Below are 26,722 nucleotides of genomic sequence, written 5' to 3' on the forward strand. Positions count from 1 at the left end.
TTAGTATAGATTGATTCTATTCCTCGAAGCGGCTGCGTATTTGAGGTGTACCGCGTAACTTCCTGCTGTCGAAGCGAAGGTGCATGAAAATAGAACGTCTAGTCTAGGAGATTGCCACGAGGTTGTTATTTTGCAACATTCAAAATAACAGGAGGATTCACCTTATGTCACGTTATACAGGTCCATCTTGGAAGTTATCCCGTCGTCTTGGGATTTCACTTACAGGAACAGGTAAAGAATTAGAAAAGCGTCCTTACGCTCCAGGTCAACACGGTCCAAACCAAAGAAAGAAACTTTCTGAGTACGGATTACAATTACAAGAAAAGCAAAAGCTTCGTCACATGTACGGAGTAAATGAGCGTCAATTCCGTCGCACATTTGATATTGCTGGTAAAATGAACGGAATCCACGGTGAGAACTTCATGGTCTTACTTGAGTCTCGTTTAGATAACCTTGTGTACCGTCTAGGTCTTGCTCGCACTCGTCGTGCAGCTCGTCAACTAGTTAACCACGGTCACGTTACTGTTGATGGTAAGCGCGTTGATATTCCTTCATACCGCGTAACACCAGGTCAACAAATTGGTCTTCGTGAAACTTCACAAAACCTATCTGCTGTTAAAGAAGCAATCGAAGTAAACAACTTCGTACCAGCTTACGTAACATTTGACGCAGAAAAACTTGAAGGTACGTTCACTCGTCTTCCAGAGCGCACTGAACTTCCTGCTGAAATCACTGAAGCTCTTATCGTTGAGTTCTACTCTCGTTAAGCTGCTAAAAAACCTCGACTTGTTATTCAACAAGTTGAGGTTTTTTTATACTAAAAACAGCAACCCTCATCAGGTTGCTGCCTCTCTCACACTATTCTTACAGCGTAATCTTCACAAACTTACGCTTCCCAACTTGCACGATTAATCCATCAGTAATGGTAACTTCCGTCTTAATGTCAGTAACTTTCTCTTCGTTCATCTTCACGCCACCGTTTTGAATCATACGACGAGCTTCTCCTTTTGATGGAAGGAGTCCAAGTTCTACTACTAGATCGATGATACCAATTTGTGCGTCTTTTTCCCATTTCACAACGGGCATATCGTCTGGTAATGCATTCTTTTGGAACACGGTTTCAAAGTAGCTTCTAGCTTCTTTGGCTGCTTCTTGTCCGTGGTACATTTCAACAAGCTTGCTCCCAAGGTTCATTTTGGCATCACGCGGGTGAATGGAACCATCTTCTAGGCCTTTCTCTAGGATGTCTACTTCTTCTAATGGAAGATCGGTTGCTAGTCTAAAGTATTTCACCATTAGTTCATCAGGGATCGACATTGATTTACCAAAGATTTCGTTTGGTGCCTCGTCAATTCCGATGTAGTTGTTTAGAGACTTAGACATTTTTCGTACGCCATCAAGTCCTTCAATTAATGGAAGCGTCATCGCGACTTGCTTTTCTTGTCCGTACGCTTCTTGAAGCTGACGTCCCATAAGTAGGTTGAACTTCTGATCTGTTCCTCCTACTTCGATATCAGACTTCATCGCAACTGAATCGTATCCTTGCATTAATGGGTAGAAAAATTCATGGATTGAGATTGGTTGCTGAGATTTGTAGCGTTTTTCAAAGTCATCACGTTCTAACAAGCGAGCAACCGTTAAGTTACTTGCAAGCTTGATGACATCTTCAAAGTTTAAGGCTTTTAACCACTCGGAGTTATACATAAGAGTGACTTTATCCATATCAAGCACTTTACTGTACTGTTCTACATAGGTTCTGGCATTTTCCATTACTTGTTCGTTTGTTAACGCTTTTCTTGTTTCAGACTTTCCAGTTGGATCTCCGATTCGACCAGTAAAGTCACCAATTAACAGCTGAATTTCATGACCATATTCCTGGAACTGACGCAGCTTGTGCAAGACAACCGTGTGACCAATGTGCACGTCTGGTGCAGAAGGGTCCATCCCAAGCTTAATTTTGAGCGGGACACCTGTTGCTACTGATTGTTCGATCTTCTCCTTAAACGCGTGCTCTGGCGCAATTTCAACGACCCCACGCATTAATTCCTTCACTTGTGTTTCGACTAACTGCTTTTGCTCTGCGGTTAACTCTCTCTTGGACTCAGCCATACCATTCAACCTCCGATTAATCTCTTTTTGCACACAAAAAAACCCGTCTCCTAAAAAAGGGACGAGGTTATCGCGGTACCACCCTTGTTGAAAAGCATGTGCTTTCCCACTCAGTCTATAACGGCATTCACCGTTCTTTGCTTCTACACAAAGAAAAAGCTCCAGGCTGTAATTCTTTCAGCATCTCGTACTGGCTTGCACCTACCGCCAGCTCTCTTTAATCGATGTGTACTGAAATACTCCGACCCTTCCGCGCTTGTGATTTCATTCAATTGTTACAGTTTTAACACAAACAGATGACATAGTCAATAAATAAGAGAAACCTTCTCTGATAGCATTTCATCTCATCTTAACCTATGCTATACTGTTTCTGATTATTTAGGGAGGTATGTTATGTCCATGTTTTCTCGTTTGAAAGAGAGAATACACCTACTATATAAAAAACTAGATGATATTCAATTATTCCGCAAAGTAGGCATTACTTATCAAGTATTTTGGAACCTATTCTTGCTTTTTATTATTTTCGGATTGATGTCACTCTTTTTTGTTGGGGGTACTGCAGCAGGTTACTTTGCTTCATTAGTAAAAGATGAACCATTGCAGAATGCAGAAGAGATGACGACTAAAATTCATAATTATGAAGAAACCAGTCAGGTCTTTTTTGCTGGTGACACCTACATGGGTGAGTTACCGTCAGATTTAGAGCGTCATGAAGTGGCCTTAGATGACATATCAGATTATGTTAAGCAGGCCATTGTTGCAACAGAAGATGAATACTTTTATGAGCACGAAGGGATTGTGCCTAAGGCTATATTCCGTGCTACATATCAAGAATTTGCAAATGCTTCAACCCAAACAGGGGGAAGTACGTTAACTCAACAGTTAATTAAACAGCAAATTTTATCAAGCGAGGTTTCCTTTGATCGAAAAGCAACGGAAATCTTACTCGCTATGCGTCTAGAGCACTTTATGAGTAAGGAAGATATTTTAGAGGCTTATCTAAATGTTGTTCCATTTGGACGCAATGCATCAGGAAATCAAATAGCGGGTGTGCAATCTGCAGCGACTGGGATTTTTGGTGTCGATGCGAAGGATTTAAACTTAGCACAGTCAGCCTTTATTGCCGGACTTCCTCAAAGTCCATTCGGATACACGCCATTTACTTCAACGGGTGAAGTAAAAGAATCGCTTGATCCTGCATTAAATCGGATGAATACTGTTCTTACTCGAATGAATTCAGAAGGTTACATTTCTGATGAAGAATTACAAGAGGCGTTAGACTATGATATTGCAGGCGATTTCACAGACCCTACACCTCCTATCACGGAGAAATATCATTACCTGACATATGAAGTCATGAGAAGAGCAACGCCAATTGTCGTTGAGGCAAAAATGAAAGAAGATGAAGTGAACCTTGACGAGATGAGTGATGCAAAGCGAGCTGAAACACTTGATGCTTACTACCAGGCGGCTTCAAATGAGCTTTCTAGTAACGGCTATCGGATTCATACAACGATCAACCAAGATGTGTATGATGAGATGCAAAAAGCAGTGAAGGATGACAGCCTCTTTGGTCCTGAGAAAAAAGGTGAAATCGAAGAAGTCGGAGCTGTTCTACAAGAAAATAAAACGGGTGCAATTATCGGTTTTGTCGCGGGGCGCGAGGAAGGTAGCTCTGATAAGCAATTTAACCATGCAACTCAAGCAAACCGACAAACAGGATCAACGATGAAACCACTGCTTGGCTATGCTCCAGCAATGGAAATCGGTGCGATCCAGCCAGGGCTTGTTATACCTGATACACCGATGAAGTATAAAGATGGAAAGCCAGTAAAGAACTTTGATTCTGGACACAAAGGGTTACAATCAGCAAGAAAATCTCTTGCACAGTCTCGAAATGTACCGGCTGTTCGTGCACAGAACATGGTGCCACATGACAAAGCTCGGGAAACTCTTCAAAATTTAGGTATTCCTTTAGCAAATGAAGAGCTTCCGTATGAGTCTACCGTGCTTGGAACTCTTAACATAAGCGTTGAAGAAAATACAAATGCGTATTCTACGTTTGGGAACGGCGGAAAACGCGTGGAATCGTATATGATTGATCGAATTGAAAAAGCTGATGGAGATGTGGTATACGAGCATGAAGAAAAAGTAACAGATGTCTTCACGCCTCAAACAACCTATCTAACCATCGATATGATGCGTGATGTGCTTAAGCCCGGCGGAACAGCAAGCAGTGTACCAGGTAACCTAAACTTTAAAGCAGATTGGGCTGGAAAAACGGGTACAACTCAAAACGTTCGTGACTCTTGGTTTATGGCGACCAACCCAAATGTGACGCTTGGTGTCTGGATTGGTTATGACTCCGAGTATCAAATTGAACAAACCGTAAATGGCCTTCGCTACGGACCACGAAACCAGAAGATCTGGACGAATATCGCGAATGCCGCACACAAAGCAGACGCTGAGCTTATGGCTCCATCCGAATCATTTAAGCAACCAGAGGGCATTGTGGCGAAGAAAATTTGTAGTTTAACAGGTACCTCCCCTTCTAAAGCGTGTGAAGAGGCTGACCTTGTGACAACAGATTTGTTTAATTCAAACTATCTACCGAACTCTACTGATAACTTACAGTCAGAACGGTATGTGACGATTAACGGGAAAAACTACAAAGCTCGTAGCAATACTCCGGATGAATTTACGGAACGAGGATTGTCTGTATCAGGAGACTTATTCGGTGTGGGAGATGTCTCATCGTATTTACCTGACTCAATAAGTGGCGTAGTTAGCAACGAAGAAGCTCCCGATAATGGGAATACACCAGGAACGGTTTCGGGGGTATCACTTAGTGGTGACTCATTAAATTGGGCAAAACATGATGCAAGTGATATTGTTGGCTACCGTATCTATCGAGCTGATAATGGTAGCAATGACTTTAACGTGGTTCAATCTGTAAAAGGCAATGAGTCCACAAACTACAGTGTAGGAAATGGAACGTATGCCTATTATGTAACAGCTGTTGACTCAGTAGGTAACGAGTCTGGTGCATCTGACATTGCTCGAGCCGGTGATTGGTCTGACGAGGACGAAGCCGATGAAGAAGCAGAACAAGATGATGAGTCAGATACTGATTCAGACGAAGACGCGGATGATGAGGATTCAGAAGATACCAATGAAGAAGATACTTCTGATGAAGACTCAGACGATAACTAAAGCAACAAAAAGACGAGACATCCATGTGATGCTCGTCTTTTTCTATTCCAGAGAGAACAACCACGTATAAATGTCCCTCCACTTTCATTAATCAGAACCAAGTATGTTTTGGTGAATTCCTTTACACTAACAGTAATACAGATAAAGGAGGGTCTATATGTCTGAGATAACTCGTATTGGTGTGATTGGTATAGGTAATATGGGAAGTGCTCATGCAGACTATCTGTATGAGAGCCGCATTAAAGGCGCTAAGTTAACGGCGATTCTCGAGGAGCGAGTAGATCGAATCAAAGAAATTGAACACAAATATTCCGAGGAGCAAGTCACCATATTTTCTGACGAAAGTGCTTTTTTTCAATCTGATTTAGTAGATGCCGTCATTATTGCGACTCCACACTACAGTCATCCTTCCTTAGCGATTACAGCCTTTCAGCATGGGTTACATGTGCTTGTGGAAAAACCAGCTGGAGTCTACACAAAACAAGTTCGTGAAATGAACGAAGAAGCCGAAAAAAACACATTGGTTTTTTCAATGATGTATAATCAACGTATGAATCCTCTGTACCAAAAGCTAAGAGAAATGATCCATTCAAACGAGCTTGGCTCTATTCGACGTATCAATTGGATTATCACCGATTGGTATCGCTCTCAAAGCTACTATGATTCAAGTGATTGGCGTGCCACATGGGAAGGTGAAGGCGGTGGTGTGTTGATTAACCAGTGCCCCCATCAACTTGATCTCATGTACTGGCTGACTGATATGATTCCATCGAGAATTCGGGCCTTCTGTCATTTCGGAAAGTACCGCCACATCGAAGTTGAAGATGATGTAACTGCGTACTTAGAGTACGACAATGGAGCAACAGCTGTGTTCGTTACTACAACAGGAGAAGCGCCTGGAACGAATCGTCTTGAGCTGACAGGCGACCGTGGAAAAATAGTGATCGAGCATGATCAGCTTACTTTTTGGCGGTTAAGAGAGTCAGAGACGGCGTTTAATGAAAGATATTCAGGTGGATTTGGCATGCCAGAATCATGGACATGTGAGATTCCAACACCTGGACTCCATTTAGCACATGAGGGGATCACTCAAAATTTTGTCCGCGCCATTCAACACGGAGAGCCACTTATTGCCCCTGGGCATGAAGGCATTATCGGCCTTACCTTATCAAATGCGATGCAGCTGTCTACATGGACAGATCATTGGATAGACCTTCCAATTGATGAAGAGTTATATGCTAAGAAACTAAATGAACAGATTGCGCAATCTACATTTGAAAAGAACACATCAAAACAATCACTAGACGTTAAAGACACTCATTAAAAGGAGGAGCATATGAACCGAAACGATGGCATGAACTACGCACCCAAGGGTAAACCAAAACGAGTGGTAGAGGAAAATACGTTTCATTTTGCTGCGATGGCCTTAGATCATGGTCATATTTATGGGATGTGTCAAGGACTGATTGATGCAGGCGCCACGTTAACAAAGGTATACGATCCAGATCCCGAAAAAATGAAAGCGCTTAAAAGTAAGTTTCCAACGGTGGAATGTGTCACGTCAGAAGCTGATATTCTGGAAGATCCCGTGATTCAATTAGTAGCCGCTGCTGCTATTCCTAGTAAGCGAAGCTCCCTTGGAAACCGTGTGATGCAGCATGGTAAGGACTATTTTACCGACAAAACCCCATTTACAACGCTTGGGCAGCTTGAAGAAACGAAAAAGGTTGTGCAAGCTACCAAACAAAAATATATGGTTTATTATAGCGAGCGACTTCACGTAGAATCAGCAGTGTACGCTGGGCAGCTCGTACAGGATGGCGCGATTGGAGATGTTATTCAAGTGACAGGCTTTGGACCTCATCGTTTAAATGCACCTAGTCGCCCTGACTGGTTTTTTGAGAGAGATAAATATGGTGGCATCCTATGTGATATCGGTAGTCATCAGATTGAGCAATTTCTTTATTATACAGGTAATTCAGATGCCAGAGTTTTACACAGCAAAGTAGCAAACTACACATCCAAACAATATCCTGAGCTTGAGGATTATGGTGATGCAACACTGGTTGGTGGAAATGGTGCAACTCATTTCTTTCGCGTGGATTGGCATACACCAGATGGTTTAGGAGTCTGGGGTGATGGACGTTTGTTCCTAACCGGTACAAAAGGTACAATTGAAATTCGAAAGTATATAGATGTTGCCAAGGATACGGCAGGAGATCATGTCTATCTTGTAAATAATGACGGCGAACAGTATTTTCACGTTTCCGGAGAAGTAGGCTTTCCGTTTTTCGGAGAGTTGATTCTTGATTGTATCCATCGAACAGAAAACGCCATGACTCAAGAACATGCATTTAAAGCAGCTGAGTTATGTCTGCTTGCTCAAGAACAAGCTGAAATCATTCACACGTCGGAATAGCCTGGATGAATACAGATTCGTATCACATCCCACATCTTTCCATGAATTACTTGCAGAATCACACCTATCAGGTGGCATTTCATTCCCACCAGGAAGCTGAGTTATTTTATTTTCATGAAGGAAAATGTACGTACTTAGTAGGAGATCGCATCTTTCATTTGGCAGCGGGTGATTTAATTTTAATGAACGGCTTAACCCTTCATCGTCCAAAGCTTTTTGCTGACCATGCGTACGTTCGAACAACCATTCATTTTGATCAGACTTATTTTAAGACCCTTCTCGCTCCGATGAATATGGAAAAACTAGTGGACCCATTTACATCCCTCTCTTCTCTTCACTTGTCCTTTCGCGGTGAAGAGAAGCAAAAGGTGGAGCAATACCTTATGTCGATGATGGCCTGTAAGGAGAAGGATACGGAGGTCGCCTCGTTTCGTTTTCAACTGTTATTCATGGACCTATTAAGTTTTCTTTTTCCTTACTACCAAGAGCCATTTACACAGAAGACACTCAGGCAAACGGAAAAAGAACGTCATGTTCAAAAGATCATCTCTTTGATTGAAACGCACTATCATACAGACTTTCATTTAGAAAAACTAGAAGAAGAGCTGCACTTGAGCAAATACTATCTTTCTAAGATCTTTAAAGAAATCACTGGTGTAACCATTTTCAAATACCTTCACCAGAAACGTATTAATCAAGCGAAGGTTCATATGATGCTAGATGAATCAATCAGTATCACGGAGCTTGGCTACCAGACAGGGTTTAAGTACCCTTCCCATTTCTCACGGGTCTTTAAACAACTAACAGGAATCACTCCCGAACAATATCGTAAGGCTGTATCGGATCTATAAAAAAAAGTTGGACTAAGGTCACTGTCCGACTCTTTTTTTGTTTCTCACGCTTTTTTTAGTTCATTGTTTGGAAACAGACGAGCCTCTTCAATCTTAGGAAGCTTTCTTAAGATCGAGCTTGATAACCAGCTTAGACTAAAAATAATCATGGCCACACCGCAAATGAAAACCGGCACAATAGGTGTAAAAGCAGATCCAATCACCCCTCCAATTAAGCCTCCAAGAGGAGCTCCAATGGCTGATGCACTTGATAGCACCGTAATCACGCGACCAATAAATGAGGTCTCCACCTGTTGTTGAATGGCTGAAAAGATTAGGATGTTAATTACTCCAATGGAGATAGCGCCCGTACAAAAGAGCACGATCGACGGGATGACAGGAAGAATGGCAGCTCCAATCCACATCAACCCAGTTATGCTAAAACTACTTATGACTAGACGCCCAAAGTCTAGTTCCTTTATCTTCGGAGTTAGAATGGCTCCTATCATAAATCCAAAAGACAAAGAGGCAAGATAAAATCCGTAAATGGCTTCGTTTTCGTCCCCTTTAATTAATGCAAAGGCAGGTAAATTAGGTACCATAATACCCATTGCCAAATTAACAAATACTATGGAAACAATCATCTTTGGTATTAGTGAGTCTTTTATATAGTGAATACCTGCTTTTAAATCGGTTGTATAACCAGACATTAGTTGAGGAAAAGAATTCGTTTTTTCCGGCAGTGAAGGTTGCTTGAAGTTAAAAAATAGGTAAGTCATAGAACTGAAGAGATGACAACTTGCTGTAATGAAAATAGCGTAAACAGGTCCAACAAAAACCACGAGAATACCTGCACCAGCTAGAAAAGCAATGTCCATCCCCTCTCTAATCGTATGTAAAAAGGAATTGGCTTTGATGATATGATCTTTACCAACAATAATAGGAGTGATCGTCGATTCAATTGGATACGTAAATTGTGAAATGAGGGCAACAGTAAATAACAGAACGAGGACATAGAATACATTTAAACCTGTGGTTAAATAAAACAGTGGGATCGTAAACAGAAGAGCTGATTTTAACAACCCACTCACAATTAACCCTTTCTTATAAGTCACATAATTAGCGAAGGGAGCAACCAGAAATGCGAGCGTACTTGCAAGAGTAATTGAAAAATACGCAAGTCCTGAAAATAAAACATTCTCTGTTAAATGAAGCACTAAAAGCATTCCGGAAACTGCATAAACCCCTCCCCCCACACCATTAATTAATATGCCCGTCAGAAAGATCAGAAAGTTACGTTCTCTCACAAAAGATTTCACTCTTCTTCTCCTCCTTCTTGTTCAAATTTCCTCATGTTAAACTCAATCATGTAAGGCTTTTGTTGAACTGAATCATCTTTACTTTCCTCAAAGGATTTTTTGCCGTACTTCAGATAAAGCTCTCTTATATCCTTATTTAATTCCGTGACTAGCTTATCCGATAATAAAACGTGAGCGTGACTCCCCTCCACTAGATCTTCATCTGTCACCTGCTTTGGACCCTTAAATACAGTTGCTTTCGATCGGTAATACTTTTCCACTACACCCTTATTCGTTTCAGTATGATCGATCTCTAGAATTCCATGTTTATAAAGCTGCTGAATATGATAGTAAATGGTTCCTGCATTTTTGCCGAGTTCCACAGATGTTTGCTTTGGTGTCATTGGCTTTTCATGAAGTAGCGCAATAATCCGAGAGCGCAGAGGATCTGAAATAACCTTTTGCTGCTTTAATGTGACTTTCATAAATTCTTGATCGTCCATTACATTCACCTCTTAATTTGTATTTGTTAATCGATTTAATAATCCAAATCATTAATTTAGATTCATTATACGATTTAACTTTTTAAATCGCAAGTGTTTTTTTAAAATGAAGAAAAGGCTAGTACATAACTTTATTATGAATAGTCAAACATGAACATAGCACCAATTCCGCTACTGGATAATCCCTCGCACCTGCGGGAACGGCCTCAGCCCCTTTCGCGGAAAGGGCACCGCTACAGTGTCTTCACCGCGTTCTGTTCCGTAGGAGTCTCGGGTTCTCCTTCCGCTTGTTTTGTTAAAAACAAATGGCGAATGATTCGATTGTAGAATCATTCGCCATTTTTAAGTGTTGATCTTTAGTTATGTCCCAGCCTCTACCGATACAATTAATCTTCCATTGTTGATAAATCACCCGTTGGCAAATCAAGCTCCCATGCCTTTAACACGCGACGCATGATTTTCCCACTTCTTGTTTTAGGAAGTCCTTTGCGGAACTCAATTTCACGAGGAGCGGCATGAGCAGATAATCCTTCTTTAACGAATACACGAATCTCTTCTTTTAATTCATCAGAGATTTCGTATCCCTCTCTTAGTGAAACGAATGCTTTAATGATTTCACCGCGCACAGGGTCTGGTTTACCAATGACTCCCGCTTCTGCAATGGCTGGATGTTCGATTAGTTTACTTTCTACTTCAAATGGTCCCACTCGTTCACCGGAAGTCATAATGACATCATCAATTCGTCCTTGGAACCAGAAGTATCCATCTTCGTCCTGATAAGCTGAATCACCAGATATATACCAGCCTTCAAGCTCAAAGTAGCTGTTATACTTTTGTGGGTTGTTCCAAATTTCTCTCATCATTGACGGCCAGCCTTTGCGAATAGCCAGGTTCCCCATTCGATTAGGTGGAAGTTCTTTTCCACGATCATCAATGATTGCGGCTTGCACCCCAGGAATTGGTTTGCCCATTGAGCCTGGACGGATTTCAACAGATGGATAGTTACAAATAAGCTGAGCACCCGTTTCTGTCATCCACCACGTATCGTGAATGCGTTTGTTGAACACTTTAGAACCCCAACGAATGACTTCAGGATTTAGTGGCTCACCCACACTTAGTACATGACGAAGAGCCGACAAATCATACTTCTTCACTACTTCGTCTCCTGCACTCATCAACATTCTAAATGCAGTCGGTGCACTATACCAAACGGTTACTTTATTCTTCTCAAGCGTCTCATACCAATCCGTTGGACTGAAGCGTCCTCCGCGAATGACATTAGTCACTCCTGCAAGCCATGGGGCAAAGATTCCATAAGATGTACCTGTAACCCAGCCTGGATCCGCTGTGCACCAATAGATGTCATCTTCTTTTAAGTCTAGTACCCATTTAGCTGTTTGATAGTGTTGTAGCATTGCATTGTGTACATGGAGAACGCCTTTGGGTTTTCCAGTTGAGCCAGATGTATAATGCAGAATTAAGCCATCCTCGCGGTCAACCCATTCAATTGAAAGCTTATCAGATGCCTGCTCTAGCTTTGAATTAAAATGAATATAGTTCCCAGATGCCTCATATTCATCAGCAACAATTAATACTTTTTTCAAATCTGGCAAGTCTTCAAATGGAACTCGCTCCATTAAGGCCGGAGTCGTCACCAAAACTTTTGCCCCACTATCCTCAAGACGGTCTCTGACTGCTCCTTCCATAAATGCTTCAAACAAAGGACCTACAATGGCACCTAGCTTAATTGCTCCAAACAGAGCAAAGTACAATTCCGGAGAACGTGGCATAAAGATGAATACTCGATCGCCTTTCTTTACCCCTGCTTCCTTTAACACATTTCCTGCTTTGTTTGAATAAGCTTTCATTTCCTTAAATGTATACGATTCGTCTCGCTTTTGGTCACTATAAAGTAACGCTGCCTTTTCAGCCTTGTCTCCTTCAGCAAAGCGATCGATTGCTTCGTAAGCTAGATTTACTTTCCCAGAGGTATGCCAAGAGAACTCTTTTTCAACCTGACTCCAATCAAACGACTCGTATTCTTTATCATAGTTTTCTAGATTAAAATGCCCGTTTTCAGGTGGAAGCGCTTGCAATTTCATATATCTCTTCCTTTCTGTAATGAATTAACATTAGTATAATATACGTTTTTCAAATACACAAATAGAAAGTAAGGGTTTACAATTTTAATAAAAAAACTGTTCATAATATTCGTTCATTCACTCGATGCATGTTAGAATTGTGTATAATGAACGTATCAGCCTTAAAAGGTGAGTGAACAAACATGAATCATATAAAAACGTATCATTCTAGACTGATTTCGTTTCAAGATAAGAATCTATTAATTGAAGGTCCTATCTCAAAGGATACGCTTGAGTCTTATGGATTTCACGAAGATCTCAACTCGTTTCGACCACCTAAGCAGCAAAAAGAAGCATTGCTTGAAATTGCAGAGTTACCTGAGGGGCGGATTAACGTTGTTGTTGATGATCACACCGTTGTTGGATATGTTACATTCCTTTACCCCGATCCAATGGAACGCTGGTCAGAAGGAAACATGGAGAATCTATTAGAACTTGGAGCCATAGAAATCGCTCCCGCATATCGCGGGGTTTCCGCTGGTAAAAACCTTGTCTCGCTCTCAATGCTCGATTCAGAAATGGAAAATTATATTATCATTACAACCGAGTACTATTGGCATTGGGACTTAAAAGGTAGCGGGTTAGATGTATGGGAATATCGAAAAGTGATGGAAAAAATGATGGGTGCCGGTGACCTTGTCTGGTTTGCTACAGACGATCCTGAGATCAGTTCACATCCTGCCAATTGTCTTATGGCTCGAATTGGTGCGAATGTTGGACAAGAATCTGTTCAACAATTTGACCAACTGCGATTCCACAATCGATTTATGTATTAATTAACTTAGGCAAAGGAGTCTTGTTCACATGAAAGTAAGAGATATTATGAAGCGTGATGTTGTGACTTTATCTGAAACAAACACAATTAAGGAAGCGCTTCATTTACTTGAAAAGAATCGAATCAGACATATCCCTATCGTTAATGAGCAAGGTCACATACAAGGGATTGTATCAGATCGAGATATTCGTGATGCTAGACCTTCTATTTTTGCAAAAGATTCAGATGACCAGGACTTACTTAAACCTGTATCTTCCCTGATGTCGACACATATTATTACGGCAGAACCGGAAGATCTCATTCAAGAAGTTGCGTCTGTGTTTTATTTATATCATATTGGTTGTCTGCCTATTACTGAAGATGAACGGCTTATTGGGATGGTAACCGAAACAGAGCTGCTTCATACTCTAGTTGAGTTTATGGGTGCAGATCAGCCAAGCACTCAGATTGATGTAGAAGTGAACAATAGTCCAGGTCAGTTAGCAGATCTTGCTCACATTTTTAAAGAGCTAGGTATTAACATTCATAGTGTAATGGTTTACCCATCTGAACAAGAACAAACAAAAACACTTCTTTTCCGTGCTCAGACAATTGATGCTAGACAAGTGATCTCAGCGATTGAAAAAGCTGGTTTTACGGTACGTGGTCCACAACTCAATGGAGATTCATATGAAGAAAGCTGATGCTTGCTATGTTTATTCCCACGAGGAGCACGCTTATCACTTTCATGATAAGCATCCATTTAATCCTCGAAGGCTTACATTAACAAAGGAATTACTCGAAGCATCCAGTTGCTTAGATCATACAAGCATCATTGAGCCACGAAAAGCTACAGAAGAGGAGTTAGCCTTGGTTCATGATTCAGCCTATATTGAAGCGGTTAAGCTTGCAGGGATGAATCAGTTAAGTGCTGATAAGGCGCGAAACTATGGGCTAGGAACGGATGATACTCCGCTTTTTGCAGGGATGCATGATGCAGCTTCATACTTAGTAGGTGGTACGCTAGCAGCCGTTGATGCGGTCATGAACGGAGAGTATACCCATGCGTTGCACTTAGGTGGTGGCTTACATCATGGTTTCAAGGGCAAGGCGTCCGGCTTCTGTATCTATAATGATTCTGCGATTGCTATAGAGTACTTAAAGCAAAATTATCAGGCACGAGTGCTTTACGTGGATACGGATGCACACCACGGTGATGGTGTGCAGTGGTCCTTCTATGATGACCCTGACGTATTTACCTTAAGCATCCATGAAACGGGTCGTTACCTTTTTCCAGGTACCGGTAGCATTGCGGAAAAAGGTGCCGGAAATGGCTATGGCTTTAAGCTGAACATCCCTTTGGAAGCCTTTACAGAGGATGACTCGTTTATAGCTAGCTATGAGACTGCTTTTCGTGAAGCCGTTGAATTCTTTAAACCTGACTTAATTCTTACGGTAAATGGAGCAGATTCACATTATCTTGATCCCCTCACTCATTTGCATACATCGCTTAAAAGCTTTCACTTTATTCCTAAGCTTGCGCATGAATTGGCTCATGAGTATTGTGAGGGCCGGTGGGTTGCAGTAGGTGGAGGCGGGTATGATCACTGGCGCGTGGTTCCTCGTGCATGGGGGTCCATCTGGTTAGAGATGACAGATCAAACGCACGTACTGGATCAGCCTATCCCTACAGATTGGATCGACCGATGGAAACGTGAGTCTGACGTTACGCTACCAACAAGCTGGCATGACGAACAATCCATGTTTCCGATGATCCCAAGAAAACCAATTATTACTGCAAGAAATCAGCAGACTGTTGAAAAAGCACTGTTTTCAATACGAAATGAGAAAGCGCGACGTAAATCTTAACACAGAAAAACAGCGAACCTTCCATTAGATGGGAGGTTCGCTGTTTGTATGAGATGCTAGTTGTTACATGAACGTAGCATTTCTGAAACGAGTTTGTAGGACTGTTCACTAGCAAGCTTCGTAAAATCCGTAAAGCTCATGGTTGCTTCTTCGTTCGCCTTATCAGAGATTGCTCGAATAATTACAAAAGGAATATCATTCATACTCGCTACTTGAGCTACAGAAGCTCCTTCCATCTCTACGCAGCTCCCATTAAAGTCTTCCTTCAACTTATTGGAAAGCTCAACATCTGCAATAAACTGATCCCCACTTAAAACGCGTCCTTTTTTGACTTGGCAAGAAAGAACACGCGTGGCTGCTTGATGCGCCAAGTGAACTAAATCCTGGTCCGCTTGGAATAAAGATGGGGTGGATTGCATCGGAATTTGCCCTTTTTCAAACCCTAGCGCGGTTGCATCCATATCATGCTGGATCGCATCCTCAGAAATAACTACGTCACAAACATTAAGCTGTTCTTCTAAAGCCCCAGCAATACCAGTAAAAACAAGATGTGTGACTTGAAAACGATCAGCTAAAAGCTGAGTGGTAACAGCCGCATTCACTTTACCAACACCCGATTGACATAGGACCACAGAACAGCCTTGAATCGTGCCAAGATAAAACGTAATACCTGCATGTACTTCGATCTGCTCTGCTTTCAAATCTGCTCGCAACTGAGCAATTTCCTCCGCCATTGCTCCAATTAACCCTATTCTAGTAGCCAACGTGTTCACCAACCTTAATCGTTCTTTGTTGACTGTCTAAATTCAATACGGTGTGGAAGCTGAACCGTATGATCTGTTACCTCTTCTTTGTTCATAAACTTTGTTAACAGACGCATCGATACGGCACCGATATCATACATCGGTTGGACAACTGTCGTTAATGTCGGACGGACCATAACGGATAGACGAGTGTTATCGAAACCAATGACATCAAAATCACCTGGTACATTAAACCCTTTATCTTGAGCACCATGAATGACACCAAGAGCCATTTCATCAGATGAAGCGAAAATAGCTGTAGGCTTGTCCTGCATACTAGTAAAGGTATCCATCGCTTCAATTCCAGAATCGTATGTATAATCACCTAGTACGATTAGGTTCTCATCAAATTCTAGATTCTTTTTCTCGATTGCGGAACGATAGCCAGCGAATTTTTGGAATCCATTAATCGGGTCATCAAGTGATCCGCTAAGCATACCAATACGAGTGTGCCCTTTTTCAATTAAAGTCGTTACCGCGTCTTCAGCTGCTTGCTTGTAGTCAATGTTTACAGAAGGGAAATCCTTTTCTTGATCAAGCGTTGCTGCAAGTACAATTGGTACAGGTGAACGCTTAAACTGTGCAGCGTGTTCTTCTGTAATTTCCCCACCCATATACACAATTCCATCTACTTGCTTCTCTAAAAGCGTATTAATAAGATGAATTTCTTTTTCTTTGTTTTGGTCTGAGTTACAAAGAATGATATTGTATTTGTACATTGTTGCAATATCTTCAATTCCTCGTGCTAATTCTGAGAAGAAGATACTGGAAATATCAGGGATGATTACTCCAACAGTTGTTGTACGCTTACTTGCTAGACCACGTGCTACTGCATTCGGTCGATATCCAAGCTGTTCAATGGCCTCTAGTACTTTTTTTCTAGTTGTAGGTTTCACGTTGGGGTTTCCGTTTACAACTCGTGATACAGTTGCCATAGATACGCCAGCTTCTCTTGCTACATCATAAATCGTTGTATTCACATTGATCCTCCTCATAAACATGCTTATGTCCTCATTTTGTATTGTTATCATACGCTACAAAACAGGCTTCCGCAATGTCTTTCGCATTTATTCGACACTATCCGATAATTCTTCGTTATTCTTAGTCATCGAACGTTTTCATATAATACTACAGTTATTCCCGTAGGCACTATTTAATATGCTTCCTTTTACCAAAAAAGCTCATCAATCCATTTTAATCTTCAAACATAGGAAAAGCAACCCACTTCAATAGAAGGGGCTGCTTTAATAAATTTATTAATTCTTGTACAAGCCAGATGCTGTCAATTCATCAATAAATGTGTTAAAGGTTGGGATGTCCATTTGTTGTGCAGAGTCAGAAAGCGCAACAGCCGGATCCGGGTGTACTTCTGCCATTACTGCATCAGCACCAATTGCTAGAGCAGCTTTTGCTGTTGGAAGAAGTAGATCTCTTCTACCTGTAGAGTGTGTAACATCTACAAGCACAGGTAAGTGTGTTTCTTGCTTCAGGATTGGTACAGCTGAGATATCTAGCGTGTTACGAGTTGCTTTTTCATACGTACGAATTCCGCGTTCGCAAAGCATGATTTGACTGTTTCCTTTAGAAACAATGTACTCGGCTGCATGGATGAACTCTTCAATTGTTGCAGACAAACCGCGTTTTAATAGAACCGGCTTGTTCACAGAACCTGCTGCTTTAAGAAGCTCAAAGTTCTGCATGTTACGTGCACCAATTTGAATCACATCTACATAATCAAGCGCCATTTCAATGTCAGATGGGCTAACAATCTCACTAATAACAACCATATCTTGCTCTTCGGCTACGCGCTTTAAGATCTGTAGGCCTTCAAGTCCAAGTCCCTGGAAGTCGTATGGAGATGTTCTTGGTTTGAACGCTCCGCCACGAAGAAGCTTTAAGCCACGCTCTTTCATTGCTTTGGCAACAGCTGTTACTTGCTCATAGCTTTCAACTGCACAAGGTCCCATAACAAGACGTTGCTGGCCGTCTCCAATTGTTTCACCTTTAAGATCAACAATTGTGTTTTCCTTTTGTCTCTTTCTTGAAACAAGCAAGGCTTTAGAGTTATCTTCTTCTTGAAGTTCAAGACCAGCTTTGAAGATTTGCTTGAATAAGTGTTGAAGCGTACTTGTTTCAAATGGTCCCTCGTTATGCTCAGCAATATGATCAAGCATTTTACGCTCACGAACTGGATCAAAACGATTCACTCCAGATTCGCGTTTCACTGATCCAATTTTTTGGACTAAGCCAGCGCGCTCATTTATTAAAGACAATAGCTTTAGATTGACGTCATCAAGTTCAGAACGTAATTGTTCTAGTTGTTCATTACTCATACTCTCCACTCCTCACAAAAAATAAGTTCTCTTTAACTTACTTTTATTATAAATGATATATCCTTGAATGTCACGACATTTCTCTTTATTTCTTAGACGCTTTTAAGCACTAAAGCGTTTCTGTGATTTTGATATACCCTTTCCATGTTAATTCTAGTAAAATAGAAACAGCATAACAGAAAGGTAACAGGTGATGAAATGGACGCTTCGCAAACTTTATTTGCTTTGGATATTGGCACTCGCTCAGTAGTTGGTCTTCTCTTACAAAAGCAAGGGGATCAGCATACGTTAATTGATATGGAAATCATTGAGCATCAGGAGCGCTCGATGTTAGATGGACAGATACATAATATTCCTGCTGTTGCAGCAGTCATACAAATGGTCAAAGAACGTTTAGAAGATAGACATGGTCCTCTTAAAAAAGCATGTGTAGCGGCTGCTGGTCGCTCACTCCTCACAAAACGAGCAACTTATTCCGTTTTACTCGATGAACATCCCTTACATACAAAGGAAGAATTAACACAACTTGAGCTCAGTGCGGTTACTCAAGCTCAATATCAATTAGCACTCGAATCAGATCATACCTCTGCCGCTCGATACGATTGCGTTGGGTACTCTGTATTAGAATATAGATTAGATGGAACACCAATAGGAAGCTTGCTACAACAGGCAGGGAAAGAAGCCGAAATTGAAGTAATTGCTACATTCCTACCCAAGGTTGTTGTCGAATCTTTACTTCAAGCTCTTCATGAAGTTGGATTAAGCTTAGAAGCGTTAACACTAGAACCAATCGCCGCCATCGATGTGTTGATTCCTACTTCTATGAGAAGACTTAATGTGGCACTTGTCGATATTGGTGCTGGCACCTCCGATATTGCTTTAACAGCTGATGGTACTGTTCAAGCGTATGGAATGGTTCCTACAGCAGGTGATGAAATTACAGAGGCTCTTAGTGATGAATACTTACTTGACTTCCCTGAAGCAGAATCAACTAAACGAATGTCACTTGAAACGGATAAAATTCAACTGACGGATATATTAGGGTTAACAACTGAATACACAAGTACGGAGTTATTTGAATCGATTAAACCTGCTATTGGGGAGCTGGCTCAAAAAATTGCAGATGAGATTTTGAGATTAAATGGAAAAGCACCTCGGGCAGTGATGTTAGTAGGCGGAGGAAGTCAGACTCCTTTTCTTCCTGAGCTGTTAGCAAACGCCTTAGGCTTGCCCACAGATCGCGTAGCTGTTCGAGGCATTGATGCTATTAAACATTTTGTTTCTTTGGATGAAAAAGCAGCAGGACCAGAATTAGTCACTCCGGTTGGTATTGCCATCGCTGCAAAACGTAATCCCATCCAATATGTACAAGTTCAAGTGAACCAGACAAATTTACGCTTATTTGATGCAAAGAAATTAACCATTGGCGATGCACTTGTCTCTGCCGGAATTGATGTGTTAAAGCATCACGGGAAACCAGGCCTTGCAATGGTGATTAAAGTGAATGGTACTCTTTTCTCGATTCCCGGCGAGCACGGCTTATCGCCAGTAGTTAAACAAAATGGTGTCAAGGTGAATTTGGCTGATCCAATTAAAGAAGGAGATACCATCGTCATTGAAAAAGGAGAAGATGGTTCTCCACCCCATGTAACATTAGGTGAGGTTATTGAGGAATCGTCACAGTTAACTTGCTATGTGAATGGAGAAAAAACAGAGTTTACGTTTGCTTTATTTAAAAATGGTCAGCGATCAGATCGTTCAGCCATTTTACAAGATCGTGATGAAGTCAACATTCAAAACAAAATAACTGTACAAGACGTACTTACTCATATGAAAATCAACCCTGTATTCTTTAAAGTTGTGCAAGTCACAGTCAATCAACAAAGTATGTTTGTACAAAATCAAGAGTCTACCTTACTGTTAAACCATCGTCCTGTTTCTTTTGACCAAAAGTTGTCTGAAGGTGATCACCTTACAATTTCTGTTCCACATGATGCAAAACCTGACGTGACGGTCGCAGACTTAATTCATCAACTTGGAAATGTAGAGCAATCAATTACGGTTACGTTTAATGAAGAAGTGATACAGCTAACAAAAGAAACGGTAGAGCTCTATCAGGAGGGTATGAGAGTGACAACTGATATGACCCTGAACTCTATGGATACGTTTATTACGAAAGAAATAGAGGTCAACCCCTTTATCGTTCAAGATTTATTTGCAGTAACAGATATTACAATTCCTACTTCAAATCATACATTTACACTGCTTTGCAACAATAAGCCCGTAGATTTTACGAGTGGCTTACAGCATGGAGATAAAATTGAGCTTGCATTTACAAAAATAACGAACTGATTGATAGAAAAAAGGCGAATCTCCTCAGTTAAGGAGTTCGCCTTTTTTACGATAGTTCATTAGTTCATTTTGTTCTTTTCTTGTTCTACTTTCTTCTCTAAATCGTCAACCTCAGATTTTACGGTCTCAGATACTTTTTGACCAGAATCTTTTAGTTCACTCGTTAAATCTTCTGTTAGAGAAGCTACTTCGTCTTTTGTTTGATTTGCATCATTTTTGACAGTGCTTGCTACTTCTTTTACCTTATCAGCAACCTGAGTTGATTGATCTGATACTGTTTTTGCAATGTTGGAAGACTTCTCTTTTGCGATTGTCGCCCATTCGTTTCCTTTATCATATGCAGTAGAAGTGAACTCTGATGTTTTAGCTTTTGCCATTTGAGCTTGCTCACCCAAGTCGTTACGAAGCTCTTTACCAGATTTCGGAGCTAAAAATAAAGCTGTTGTTGCCCCTACAATTCCTCCAATTAGTGTTCCAATTAGAAAATCCTTAGTATTCATGTCTCCCATGTTCATTTCCTCCTTGTGTTTTAATTGGTTCGTTGAGATGCTGCTTTCTCAGCTTAAACTTTGTATACAAATCAAGGGCCGTAGTCCCCCAATTAACAGCTTTAGCGATATTTTCTGATTGTTCAACCGTTTGACTAGAAACGGTGTTTGATACTTGTCGGATCGATTGATTAAACTGTGTTACTGATTGACCTAAGTCTTTAACCGATATAAACATCGTGTTTACTGCTTCTGATTTCTGTTGAATATCATCTGCTAATCGGTTAGTCTTGTGAAGCAATTGCTCCGTTTCACTTGTAATTCCATTAATTTGTTTCTCTAAATTGGCAACGGTGTTTGCCGTATGCTCAAGTGTACGATTTGCTGATCGCAGTGTTCGAACAAGAAAAATAACTAATACAGCAAACGCAACAGCTGCTATCAGGGCACTTATGTACAAGAGTATTGCCCAATCCATGATGTATCCCTCCTCCATACCTTAGATTTACCCAAAGCTAAATGTGATTAAACATATGTACGTTAAAACATATTCGACAGCTTTTTTAGATATCCTCTATCATACCTTACTTTTCAACGTAATAAAAAAATTATGAAATGAAAAAAACTGACTATGAGATAAAATTAAAATAGACTGGAAAACAAAAAAGGCCAATGATTCAACTAAAGTAGAATCATTGGCCTCTTCTAAATATGATAGATTTGCTCTTACTGCTTCACTAGGTTCTCATAATTTCTTTGGAATTTCTGAATGTCACCCGCACCCATGAATAGGAGAACACTGTTTGAATGTTTTCCTAAAACAGAAACATCTTGCTCTTTTATAACGGTTGACTGTGGGATAAGCTCTTGCAAATGGCCAATGGTCAAGTTTCCTTTATCTTCTCTGGCTGATCCAAAGATGTCACATAAATACACAAAATCCGATTTTGAAAGTGCCTGCGCAAAGTCATCAAGGAACGTTTTTGTGCGGGTAAACGTATGCGGTTGGAAGATGGCCACGACCTCATGCTCAGGGTATTTCTTTCTTGCTGCTTCAATCGTAACGGCAATTTCAGTAGGATGATGAGCGTAATCATCAATTAATACTTGTGAGCCAATTTCTTTTTCACTAAAGCGACGTTTCACCCCGTCAAACGTTTGAAGATGGGCAGCAAGATCATCAGCAGATACCCCTTCATAATGACAAATGGCAATGACAGCTAATGCATTTAAGACGCTATGGTTTCCAAAACCAGGGATTGTAAAGGTCCCATACAAGCTGTTACGTACAAACACATCAAATGTCGTCCCGTTTTCTCCACTTTGTACGTTATGCGCTTGAAAATCATTATGATCTTTAAAGCCATAATAGACAACAGGTACGTTCGCATGAATTCGTTGCAAGTATTCATCATCACCACAAGCAATAATTGCTTTATTCACTTGCTTCGCCATTTCTTGGAACGCATCGAATACATCTTCAACGTCTTTAAAATAATCCGGATGGTCAAAGTCAATGTTCGTCATCACACAATAATCAGGCTTGTAGTTAAGGAAATGTCTTCTGTATTCACACGCTTCAAACACAAAATACTTTGAGTCCTCTTCTCCTTTACCTGTACCATCACCTATTAAGTAAGACACAGGATAAACAGACCCAAGCATGTGAGAAAGTAACCCAGTAGTGGATGTCTTCCCGTGTGAACCAGTCACAGCCACACTCGTAAATTGGTTGATAAAATGACCAAGAAATGATGGGTATTGTTCCACTTCAATGCCTTTTGCTGCAGCTTCCTGAAGCTCAATATGGTCTTCATTATATGCAGCTGACACGATAATCTTTTGATTTTCTTTAATATTTGCCTTATCAAAAGGTAAAAGTGGAATTCCTTTTCTCTCAAGTGGTTTCTGAGTAAAGATTGTCTTATCTACATCCGAACCTTGCACAGTATAATTCATGTCATGCAGGATTTGAGCAAGGGCACTCATTCCTGACCCTTTAATCCCGACAAAGTGAAAATCGCTCATATGGTAAACCTCCCCGCTAAACCTCATTCTCGATACAGTCGGAAAATAAGAGTAAGCGTTCATTCATTTTTTATTCATTATCTATTCAGTCTCATTAGCTTTTATCTCTTAGTATATGTTTCATGCTTGTAAAACGCGTCTGACAACCTTCATGCACACGTATCTGACGCCCCTCCCTATGATATAGAATAAGAGGTGTTTAGACAAGTGGCTTCTTAGTCAGTGTATCCAAGAACTTTATCGACAGACATTTCATCAATGAGAACCTGTCTTGGTTTACTACCCATTGCTCCTGTGATAACACCCTTAGCTTCAAGCATATCAATTAATCTTGCAGCACGGTTATACCCAATTCGGAACCTTCTTTGCAGATTGGATGCCGAAGCGTTTCCTTGATTAATCACATGATAACACGCTTCTTCAAAGAGCTCATCTTCCTGCTCCGTCTGTTCAACTGTTTTTTGCATTTGCTCCGTATCCAGCAAAAACTCTGGCTTTCTTTGCTTTTTCACATGTGCAATGACATCTTCAATTTCCTCATCCGTTACAAAGGTTCCTTGAACACGAACAGGTTTTGGTGAACCATTTTCGTTAAAAAGCATATCTCCTCGACCAAGTAAGCGCTCGGCTCCATTCATATCAAGAATCGTTCTGGAGTCGGTTTGTGAGGAAACAGAGAAAGCAATTCGCGTTGGTATGTTCGCTTTGATTAAGCCAGTAATGACGTCTACGGAAGGCCGTTGTGTTGCGACCAATAAGTGAATGCCACAAGCACGCGCTTTCTGGGCAATACGACAGATCGAGTCTTCCACATCTTGTGGCGCTACCATCATAAGATCAGCTAACTCATCAATCACAACCAGTATGTAAGGCATAGCCGGTTTGTTTGGGTTCTCTGAATATAACTCATTATATCTGCCTACATCACGTACGCCTTTTTGACTAAATTGTTCATATCTGTGCTCCATCTCACCGACAACCCATTTCAGGGCAATCGTTGCTTGTTTTGCATCCGTAATAACCGGTGCAACGAGATGAGGAACGTCATTATATGGAGCCAGCTCCACCATTTTAGGATCAACAAGAAGAAGTTTTACCTCATCTGGACTCGCTTTATATAAGAGACTGATTAGGATTGAATTAATACAGACACTTTTTCCGGAACCTGTTGCTCCAGCCACTAAACCATGTGGCATTTTGCGGAGATCTGTCACAATTGGCTGACCTGATATGTCTAACCCTAAGGCAACAGTCATTGGAGAATCCGGTTTGATAAATACATCACGTCTAAGAATCTCTCGTAACCAAACGGCTTCAGAGTGAAGGTTTGGAACTTCAATCCCGATCGTGTTCTTACCAGGAATCGGCGCTTCAATTCTAATTTCTTTAGCTGAAAGGGCCATTTTTATGTCATCTGATAGGTTGGTAACCTTGTTAACTTTTACCCCTCTAGCAGGCTGAATTTCATACCTTGTTACGGATGGACCCATCGTTGTGTGCACAACCTTTGCATCAACATGAAAGCTTTGAAGTGTTTCCTCAAGTAACGTCGCTTGTTCTTGGAGCCATTCCGTGTCTGTTGCTCGTTTAGCTTCAGGATAACGCAGTAGCTGGATACCAGGTTTTTGGTATGAATCATTTGAATCTTGTTTCATTTGCTGTGCCGGTTGCACTTGTTTATCCTTAGGCATCATTAACACATTAAAAGGGATTGAGGGTTTTCCTTTGGCTTTTGGCTTCACTTGCTCGTCTTCCGTTTTTATAGCCTTGGTTTCTACTGGCTCAGGCTCCATTATCTCTGCCTCTACTTCAGGTTCAACCTCTTCCGTTTGAGCTGATGTTAATGTGTTCTCGTAAGTAGAGACATTGTCTTCGACGACAGGTTCTTCCACAACGACCTCTACCTCATCTTCTTGGTATTCGTCTTGTTGGTCCCCGGAAGACTCGACTATTTCAACCTCAGGCATAGGCAATACTTCGATCTCATGATTGATTTCAGTGGACGTATCTATCTCGTCCGCTTGATCATTCTGACTGAAGTTATCTTCCTGAGACACCTGGTTTTCAATTAGCTCGAATTCATCTTTTAAATCTGAACTAGACTCCATTGCATCATTCTCTAGTTGAGTTTCAACAGTTGATTCTTGTTCATCTGGAACGGTTTCTATCGGAACCACATGATACCCTTCTTCTTCAACTGGTTCTGGTTGATCAGGCTTATGATTCCATTCAGATAAAGGCGGTACAGGTCTTCGCAGCTTCTCAAATACTGAATCCTCTAGTCGTTTATTATGCTCTTGCCGTTCTCTTAACCACGAGCCTTGAGTTAAGTGAGGTGCGTCTTCAGAATTATGTAAGGTTAACTGTGTTCGCTGGCTGGGAGTCACTTTCCTGAACCCGTGAATAGGAGACGGGATCGAGGTTGGCTTAAAATCAGGGTTATTAAATTTAACCCGCTCTTTCCTCTCCTCCAACTTTTCTACCTGATGAGAGTATTGAATCCGTTCTGATCGCTTTTGTTCGGATGTTTCGGTTCCGAATTTCTTTTCCCACTTTGTCTCATCGACTTTTCGATCGTTCATCATTTCCTTAGCCTGTTCTTCCATCTCTTCTGGAAACCTTATCCCACGAGATTTTGCATATTGATACGTAATCCGAGGGGTATGATCCATTGGTTCTTGATATGAAGAATAACTGGATTTCCGTTCAACTTTGTTAGATGTTGGTTCAATTGTTTCCTTTTTATCTGTCTCTCCATCATGCTCTGATCCAAAGAATGTTTGTTGGATCCATTTTTGAAAACGGTTCAATGGTTCCACGCTTTCATTCACCTGCTTTCTAACCAATAAGCTCCTCGGAACAGAAAAAAGCCGGCAGCAGTAAGATCGCTTTATCACATGCACAACGGCTGCTTTAGGAGACCTATTGCTAAACCAGCCTTTTTCATTTTAGGCTGCTGTTATTTTTATCTTGTAAACGGTTGACCCGCTTCATAAGAGTCGTCAAGGACGAGAATGCCTTTTTCTTCAGGCGCATCTGGAAGGTTAAGCTCTTTGGCTGAACAAATCATTCCATTCGACTCTACGCCACGCAATGATGCTTGTTTGATTTGTAGACCACTTGGCATTACTGCTCCTACTAAGGCAACAACTACCTTCTGGCCTGCTTCTACATTAGGTGCTCCGCAGACGATTTGTAAGGTTTCCTTACCTACATCGACTTGGCAAATTCCTAGCTTATCTGCGTTAGGGTGCTTTTCCTTAGACGTCACATACCCAACAACAAACGTTGGCTGATCTGACCCATCAAATGAAATAGTCATTCCTTCTTTTGAAAACGCACTCGTTATCAATGACTTTGTTGAATCAGTTAATTCAACAACTCCCGAATCATTTATTACCCCATAAGAAGACGCGTTAAACACGTTATATCCAATTGTTTTGTTTGTTTGCGTGTCATAAATTCTCGCAATATTTCCAGTACGTTCATAAGATTGCTCTACTACTTCGTTATTTGAAAGGGAAATGAGCAATGTATCGCCTATCCCTTTAAGATTATAAAATACGTTCATGAAGGTGCTCC

Annotated in this window: 21 protein-coding genes and 1 other annotated feature; of the genes, 9 read left to right on the forward strand and 12 right to left on the reverse strand. The window is 41.0% G+C overall.

Translation table 11 applies throughout. From position 1 onward, the window contains the following. The first annotated feature begins 164 nt into the window (after positions 1-164). Entirely contained in the window at positions 165-767 is a 603-nt protein-coding gene (gene rpsD / locus NSQ54_14610; protein WYP25542.1) for a 30S ribosomal protein S4, read from the forward strand. 97 nt (positions 768-864) lie between these two features. On the opposite strand, the gene tyrS is transcribed toward rpsD, so the two are convergent. Next, complete coding sequence (gene tyrS / locus NSQ54_14615) at positions 865-2,109, reverse strand: tyrosine--tRNA ligase (GenBank protein ID WYP25543.1); 1,245 nt, start codon at positions 2,107-2,109, stop codon at positions 865-867. A 54-nt stretch (positions 2,110-2,163) separates the two neighbouring features. After that, positions 2,164-2,371 (reverse strand) — a binding site (T-box leader). Positions 2,372-2,502: 131 nt separating this feature from the next. Here tyrS and NSQ54_14620 point away from each other — a divergent pair. From NSQ54_14620 to NSQ54_14635, 4 genes are all read left to right on the forward strand, one after another. After that, complete coding sequence (locus NSQ54_14620; GenBank protein WYP25544.1) at positions 2,503-5,322, forward strand: transglycosylase domain-containing protein; 2,820 nt, start codon at positions 2,503-2,505, stop codon at positions 5,320-5,322. Positions 5,323-5,479: 157 nt separating this feature from the next. Beyond that, positions 5,480-6,646, forward strand: a complete 1,167-nt coding sequence (locus tag NSQ54_14625) for a Gfo/Idh/MocA family oxidoreductase (GenBank protein WYP25545.1) — start codon at positions 5,480-5,482, stop codon at positions 6,644-6,646. A gap of 12 nt (positions 6,647-6,658) precedes the next feature. After that, positions 6,659-7,741, forward strand: a complete 1,083-nt coding sequence (locus tag NSQ54_14630; protein ID WYP25546.1) for a Gfo/Idh/MocA family oxidoreductase — start codon at positions 6,659-6,661, stop codon at positions 7,739-7,741. A gap of 5 nt (positions 7,742-7,746) precedes the next feature. Next, positions 7,747-8,592 carry an AraC family transcriptional regulator gene (locus tag NSQ54_14635; protein WYP25547.1) on the forward strand — a complete coding sequence of 282 codons (846 nt, stop codon included), beginning with the start codon at positions 7,747-7,749 and terminating at the stop codon, positions 8,590-8,592. 44 nt (positions 8,593-8,636) lie between these two features. Here the strand turns inward: NSQ54_14635 and NSQ54_14640 are convergent, their stop codons facing one another. From NSQ54_14640 to acsA, 3 genes are all read right to left on the reverse strand, one after another. Next, positions 8,637-9,890, reverse strand: coding sequence for an MFS transporter (locus NSQ54_14640; GenBank protein ID WYP25548.1), 1,254 nt, complete (start codon positions 9,888-9,890; stop codon positions 8,637-8,639). Further along, positions 9,887-10,372 carry a winged helix-turn-helix domain-containing protein gene (locus NSQ54_14645; protein WYP25549.1) on the reverse strand — a complete coding sequence of 162 codons (486 nt, stop codon included), beginning with the start codon at positions 10,370-10,372 and terminating at the stop codon, positions 9,887-9,889. The genes NSQ54_14640 and NSQ54_14645 overlap by 4 nt, the downstream gene beginning before the upstream one ends. 386 nt (positions 10,373-10,758) lie before the next feature. Then, the gene (gene acsA / locus NSQ54_14650) at positions 10,759-12,474 is read right to left on the reverse strand and encodes an acetate--CoA ligase (GenBank protein WYP25550.1); all 1,716 of its coding nucleotides are present in this window, start codon (positions 12,472-12,474) and stop codon (positions 10,759-10,761) included. Between the two features lie 182 nt (positions 12,475-12,656). Between acsA and NSQ54_14655 the strand changes: the two genes are divergently transcribed. Genes NSQ54_14655 through NSQ54_14665 form a run of 3 tightly spaced genes read left to right on the forward strand, consistent with a single transcriptional unit; the run spans position 12,657 to position 15,136 of the window. Next, positions 12,657-13,289 carry a GNAT family N-acetyltransferase gene (locus tag NSQ54_14655; GenBank protein WYP25551.1) on the forward strand — a complete coding sequence of 211 codons (633 nt, stop codon included), beginning with the start codon at positions 12,657-12,659 and terminating at the stop codon, positions 13,287-13,289. A gap of 28 nt (positions 13,290-13,317) precedes the next feature. Further along, a complete protein-coding gene (locus NSQ54_14660; protein WYP25552.1) occupies positions 13,318-13,971 on the forward strand; it encodes a CBS and ACT domain-containing protein in 654 nt (217 codons plus the stop codon). Next, a complete protein-coding gene (locus tag NSQ54_14665; protein ID WYP25553.1) occupies positions 13,958-15,136 on the forward strand; it encodes an acetoin utilization protein AcuC in 1,179 nt (392 codons plus the stop codon). Before NSQ54_14660 ends, NSQ54_14665 begins: the two co-directional genes overlap by 14 nt. Before the next feature lie 56 nt (positions 15,137-15,192). Here NSQ54_14665 and NSQ54_14670 read toward each other — a convergent pair whose 3' ends face one another. From NSQ54_14670 to NSQ54_14680, 3 genes are all read right to left on the reverse strand, one after another. Then, a complete protein-coding gene (locus NSQ54_14670; GenBank protein ID WYP25554.1) occupies positions 15,193-15,900 on the reverse strand; it encodes a 5'-methylthioadenosine/adenosylhomocysteine nucleosidase in 708 nt (235 codons plus the stop codon). A 14-nt stretch (positions 15,901-15,914) separates the two neighbouring features. Further along, positions 15,915-16,919, reverse strand: coding sequence for a catabolite control protein A (ccpA, locus tag NSQ54_14675; protein WYP25555.1), 1,005 nt, complete (start codon positions 16,917-16,919; stop codon positions 15,915-15,917). 276 nt (positions 16,920-17,195) lie between these two features. Beyond that, entirely contained in the window at positions 17,196-18,272 is a 1,077-nt protein-coding gene (locus NSQ54_14680) for a bifunctional 3-deoxy-7-phosphoheptulonate synthase/chorismate mutase (protein ID WYP25556.1), read from the reverse strand. A 198-nt stretch (positions 18,273-18,470) separates the two neighbouring features. Between NSQ54_14680 and NSQ54_14685 the strand changes: the two genes are divergently transcribed. Then, entirely contained in the window at positions 18,471-20,624 is a 2,154-nt protein-coding gene (locus NSQ54_14685; GenBank protein ID WYP25557.1) for a cell division FtsA domain-containing protein, read from the forward strand. Positions 20,625-20,683: 59 nt separating this feature from the next. On the opposite strand, the gene NSQ54_14690 is transcribed toward NSQ54_14685, so the two are convergent. The 5 genes from NSQ54_14690 to ytpR all read right to left on the reverse strand — a co-directional run bounded on the left by NSQ54_14690 (position 20,684) and on the right by ytpR (position 26,711). Further along, complete coding sequence (locus tag NSQ54_14690) at positions 20,684-21,133, reverse strand: YtxH domain-containing protein (GenBank protein ID WYP25558.1); 450 nt, start codon at positions 21,131-21,133, stop codon at positions 20,684-20,686. Further along, a complete protein-coding gene (locus NSQ54_14695; protein WYP25559.1) occupies positions 21,114-21,590 on the reverse strand; it encodes a DUF948 domain-containing protein in 477 nt (158 codons plus the stop codon). The genes NSQ54_14690 and NSQ54_14695 overlap by 20 nt, the downstream gene beginning before the upstream one ends. Positions 21,591-21,838: 248 nt before the next feature. Further along, positions 21,839-23,140, reverse strand: coding sequence for a UDP-N-acetylmuramate--L-alanine ligase (gene murC / locus NSQ54_14700; GenBank protein ID WYP25560.1), 1,302 nt, complete (start codon positions 23,138-23,140; stop codon positions 21,839-21,841). A 215-nt stretch (positions 23,141-23,355) separates the two neighbouring features. Then, on the reverse strand, positions 23,356-25,959 hold the full coding sequence (locus NSQ54_14705; protein ID WYP25561.1) for a DNA translocase FtsK: 2,604 nt from the start codon (positions 25,957-25,959) through the stop codon (positions 23,356-23,358). 146 nt (positions 25,960-26,105) lie between these two features. Beyond that, positions 26,106-26,711, reverse strand: a complete 606-nt coding sequence (gene ytpR, locus NSQ54_14710; protein WYP25562.1) for a YtpR family tRNA-binding protein — start codon at positions 26,709-26,711, stop codon at positions 26,106-26,108. Positions 26,712-26,722 lie beyond the last annotated feature (11 nt).

This window comes from Alkalihalobacillus sp. FSL W8-0930, from assembly GCA_037965595.1.
In the GTDB taxonomy this organism is placed as follows: Bacteria; Bacillota; Bacilli; order Bacillales; family Bacillaceae_D; genus Alkalicoccobacillus.